Here is a 4,296-nt window from a genome sequence, read left to right on the forward strand (position 1 = left end):
GCGACCCGGTATGACAAGAGCCCGGAAAGCTACCTCGCCGGCCTTCACCTCCGCGCCTCGATGATCTGGATCGATGATCTCCTGCTGACCACTGATTGATCACAACATCACACAGGCCCTAGTGCCGCATCAACCTCGCGTGTCAGGGGCGGACGGGGCACGAGCCTTCACGGTCCCGCTACCCCGCACGGCGCCGCCTCAGCTCCTCAAGCCACTCCCGTACCTGCTCGTCGTCGTGCAGGTACGGCTCCTCAGGACCCGGCCGCAGGTCGATCCCGTAGAGGAGCTCCAGGGCCCACCGTGACAGATCGTCCCATTCCAACTCGTCATCGAGGAACCATCGGCCGGCCCACCGGTCGGCTGCATCCCGGCTCACACGTCCCTCGACTACTGCAGCGAACCACGACTCGATCTCGCCCAGGTCTGGCTGGTCATTTCCGCTCACGGGCTCACCGTATCCAGGACGGGGCGAAGGTTGCCTGATGTGGCACTGGCCGGGCGAGGAGCTCCCGCCGGCGGTCTTCCTCGCCTCAGCCCGTGCGGCCACGGCGATCCCTGTCGTGGCCGCACGGGCTGCGACCGTCCGACAGCGGCTCGCGCGTCCGCGCGGGTGCGGCTGCCCCACATCGAGCCGATGCTGGCGACGGCCGGCCCGCTGCCGTCCGCGGCGCGGCGGCGGTCGCGGTTGGTGGGCAGGCGAAGGATGATCGGCGGGCGGCCGTTGGCGTGGCGGTTGTCGTCGCAGTCGGGGCATTCCAGGCGGTACGGGTCGGCCGGCTTGCGCAGTTCGGCGACCGAGTCCGGCTTGCCTCCGATGGAGCCCCGGCAGGTGTAGCAGGGGTGCATGGCGGCGTTCGCCCGACGGGCGGCGAGCAGGACGTTGTGCTCGCGGGTGTCGTCGGCTTCCCTGCGGCAGTCGTAGCAGAGCCTGGTGCCGTCGCTGGCGCCGGGCGTCCAGTCGTACTCGTCCTCGCGGCGGTCGCAGCCCGGGCAGCGGGTGGCTTCCAGGCGCTGTTCCTTCTCGTCTTCGGCGGCCTGCTCCTCGGCCGCGAGGCGGGCCCGGGTGCGGGTGAGGTACTCGGTGCCCGCGTACCTTCAAGACCGCCGAGGGGCTGTCCCTGGGGGCCTGGTTCAACAAGACCAAGGCATGCCGGGCGAAGCTCAGCGGCCGCGAAACCCCAGCCCCACTGGCTTTGTCGATGAGTAGTGAGAGCACCTGTTGCTCAGCGGCGAGAGCACCCAGTGCCACGAAAGAGTGATGTCGGCGAGTTTTGAGAGCACTCAGGTGCTTGCTTCGGGACCACAGTTGCGCTCTGCACGACGAAGGGGCCCGGGTGCTGCCGAAGTCCAAGGCCGATCTGTACGCGGCGATCCGTCGTGGCTTGCGCGCCAGCCTATCGTAGTGTGCCCTGCAGCGTAAGTACAGGGTTGGCTTCCTGACGGTGAAGAAGGCCCTGGAGTCCGTGTGGCCTGGGCTGCAGGTCGGCGGCGTGTGCGTCTGCTGAACCAACGGCCGGATCCTGGGGGCTGCCCCACTGTCCGGCCGCCCGAGGTGTGCTCCCTGGGTGGCCGTCAGAGGCCAGCCTCGGCAAGGATGCGGTCCATCCCAACCCGCGACAGCGCGGGGTTGGCCGCCGCGTTCTCGGCGACCGTTGGCTCCGGGTCCACCAGCAGCCGCTCCAGCAGGCCCGTGGTGGCGTTGGGGTGCCGTGCCACCCCGCCTCGTAGGTACGACTCCTGGGAGGCTGCGAGGCGCTGCAGCTCCGCAACGGGCAGCTCGGGGTCTTTCAGAGCAAGGAGGCGCAGCCGCGGGTTCGGCTCGTCCACGAAGTCGCGCAGCGCTTGGCGCGGGAAGTTGGGATGGTCCACCAGGAGCGGTCGGGTGTGGGCTGCCTCGCCGTGGGCACGGATCAGCCGCAGCAGGAACTGCGGCGGTGTGTCGGGTCGGTGGGCGGCGGTGCGGCGGACGGACACGTCCGGGTCGTTGTCCAGCCTCTGCCAGGCTTCCTCCGGTAGGTCCCGGCCGGTGGCCAGGATCTGTCGGAACACCGTGTGCGGGCAGTCGAGGTAGGTCAGCCGTTCGGCGAGCGGCGCGTCCCGCAGCCAGCTCGGCTGGTAGGGCGTCCAGTGGAGGGCGAGAGCGGCCTCGTCGCTGCCGGCCGCGTCTTCGGCCTCCACCAGTGCGAGCAGCCGGTTCCGGGTCTCGGGGGTGACGTGGCGGCTGTAGGCTACCGCGACGCGCACGGACGGATCCGTGCTGTCCTGCAGGCGGGCCACCATGTCGGCGGTCAGGTGCGGGTTGCCGGCCACCGCATGCAGCACCGTCTCGTCCCCGGTCGCCAGCAGCCGGTCGAACTGGTCGGGCGTCAGCGGGACACGACACGCGACGTTGGCCCGGACGGCCGGATCAGCGAGGCAGTGCTCGTAGTACTCCGGAGGGACACCCGGGTGCTCGGCCTTGGTGGCCGCGGCACGCACCCCAGGATCCGGATCGGTGAGCAGCCGCAGCTGTACGGCGATCGGCCGGTCCCTCCAGGTCTCCGCGACCATCGCGCGCAGCTTGGGGTCCGAGACGGCGGCAAGTTCCGCAGGCGGCCGCCCGTAGGCATCGATCAGATCCTCGATGCCCATCGGCACCCCACGCTCCACCATGGTCCGGACGAAGTCCGCATGGGCGTCGCGGATCGCCGGATCGGGGTGCTCGGCGATCCGGCGGCGCATCGCCGTGGAGATCCGATGCCCGTGCAGGAGCACTGCGGAATCCCTGCCGCCGTGCGTCAGCAGGGCCTCGGCCACCGCATCCGGTACCTGCCCCCTGCGCAACGTCAGCCCGTGCCGGCCCGCCTCACGCGTGGCCAGACGCACCAAGACATCCAGTGATGCGGCTGGGTTCTGCCCCAGCCCGGACAACTGCGGCTGCTTGAGATGGACCATGCGTCCACGCTAGCCGAGCCGCAGCAACGGCCTTCGCCCGGCTGGCTCATGCCGTCGGCTTCCGACACGCCGACACAGCCTTCCAGGTGTTCTCGGTTCTCACCGACATCTCCTGACGCCTCGAACAAGAATCGATGCCAGAACTCGCCGACACCCGCTCTCCGTTTTCACCTACACAGCCAGCCCCACCGTCACCCAACCCGCACACCCACCGCCACCCCATACCTGGCGGGCGGCGGCGGTGGCTTGGACGCCGCCGTTCTGGCCGCCTCAATCGTCCGTGCTCGGGGTATGCAAGCAACGGCACTGAACAGCTCGATGACGAGGAGCCCGGATGGATGACTTATCACCCAAGGACGGCAAGACGCACAAGCGACCCGTGTCCCACCTCAAGCTGCTCACGTCGGCCGTTCTGGCGCTGCTCCTACTGATGGCCTGTAGCTGGTTCGAGGGCCAGAACATGATCGGCAGCGCGATGCTGTTCTTGGCTGTTGCCGCGTGGGTCGGTACGTCGGTTGCCCTCCACGTGACGGGGCGCGAGAAGAGCAGCAAGGCCCGTGGTGCTGCCACGCCCGCCGTTCACGCTTCGGTCCCGGCTCAGGGAACCAGCAGCCCGAACCCCACCCGGCCGTTGCAGGGGTGGCGTGGGAACCTCCGTCCCGGGCTCAACAGTCTTGTGGTGCTGGCGGTGGTGGCAACGATCGTGCTGGTCGCCGACCGCCCGTGGAATGCACCGTGGTGGCCGGGGCGGCACGAGGCTTCGCAGCTGCCCCAGGCGTGCGTGGCCGGGGCCGCGGCAGCGGCACATCTGACACCGAACGCGGCTGCCGACGGGAGCGAACGCCTCAACTCGGGCTACGGTTCCGGCTCACGGTGCGTCTGGCGCGACCAGGAGAACGGCACCACTCTCGTGATCGACTACGTGCTGGGCAAGTGGGACGGCACGTTCGGCTCCGACGCCACCACGAACGCGCGCAAACAGCAGGCGCTGAACATACGCGCTGCCCACGGTCCCCGGTCACGCTCCGGCACGATCACCGACTTCGGCGACGAAGCCCACCGCGTGTGGCAGCCCGGTGGCGCCGTGTACGTCCTTGTCCGGCGCGCCAACGTGGCACTCAGCGTGTCGTACTCACCGGCGCCCAGCCTCGATCAGAACACGGACCAAGTAGACGCGGTCAGCCTGCCCGCGACTGAGCAGGCCGCCCGGGAGGCCCTCACGCCCGTACGACTTGACTAGGTTCTGTCCGCGCGATCATGAGCGGAGCCAGATGACCAGTGCGGCGACCGTGACCGTGCCGAGGAAAACGTAGACGCGTTTGTCATATCTGGTCGCGACGGCGCGGAAGTTCTTCAGCTTGT

3 protein-coding genes and 1 pseudogene are annotated in these 4,296 nt (G+C 69.2%); 1 reads left to right on the forward strand and 3 read right to left on the reverse strand.

The window, feature by feature from the left end; genetic code table 11:
- Window positions 1–178 precede the first annotated feature (178 nt).
- Together KS423_RS39675 and KS423_RS39680 are read right to left on the reverse strand one after the other, a co-directional pair.
- Window positions 179–445, reverse strand: coding sequence for a hypothetical protein (locus tag KS423_RS39675; RefSeq protein ID WP_224284584.1), 267 nt, complete (start codon window positions 443–445; stop codon window positions 179–181).
- A gap of 1,127 nt (window positions 446–1,572) precedes the next feature.
- A complete protein-coding gene (locus tag KS423_RS39680; protein ID WP_224284585.1) occupies window positions 1,573–2,754 on the reverse strand; it encodes a hypothetical protein in 1,182 nt (393 codons plus the stop codon).
- 514 nt (window positions 2,755–3,268) lie between these two features.
- On the opposite strand from KS423_RS39680, the gene KS423_RS39685 reads away from it, so the two are divergent.
- Window positions 3,269–4,174 (forward strand): hypothetical protein, encoded by a 906-nt coding sequence (locus KS423_RS39685; protein WP_224284586.1) that lies wholly within the window; start codon window positions 3,269–3,271, stop codon window positions 4,172–4,174.
- A gap of 15 nt (window positions 4,175–4,189) precedes the next feature.
- On the opposite strand, the pseudogene KS423_RS39690 reads toward KS423_RS39685, so the two are convergent.
- Window positions 4,190–4,296: pseudogene (locus KS423_RS39690) on the reverse strand (IS5/IS1182 family transposase); the annotation flags it as partial.

Origin of the sequence: Streptomyces sp. LS1784 (assembly GCF_020103755.1) — a bacterium.
Classification (GTDB): domain Bacteria; phylum Actinomycetota; class Actinomycetes; order Streptomycetales; family Streptomycetaceae; genus Kitasatospora.